Here is a 244-nt window from a genome sequence, read left to right on the forward strand (position 1 = left end):
GTAAATGCGGGGCAATCACTTTCCCTTTATTCGCAACCACCGAAGTCGCTTTCGCCAATTGCATCGGTGTTGCGGTCCAATAACCTTGACCAATTCCAACCGGGATAGTGTCACCTTTGTACCAAGGGGTACGATGACGAGCCATTTTCCATTCACGAGTGGGCATATTGGCTCGACTTTCTTCGAAAATATCGATGCCAGTTAAATCTCCAAACCCAAAACGCATCATCCAAGTCGATAAGTT

The 244-nt window shown here is 46.7% G+C and carries 1 protein-coding gene; it reads right to left on the bottom strand.

Annotated elements, in window-relative coordinates; all coding sequences use genetic code 11:
- Positions 1–244 (bottom strand): penicillin-binding transpeptidase domain-containing protein (locus V0R37_RS23020; RefSeq protein ID WP_420376682.1); only part of this gene is annotated, 244 nt, incomplete at both ends.

It is taken from the genome of Pollutimonas rozaliensis, assembly GCF_048751585.1.
In the GTDB taxonomy this organism is placed as follows: domain Bacteria; phylum Pseudomonadota; class Gammaproteobacteria; order Burkholderiales; family Burkholderiaceae_B.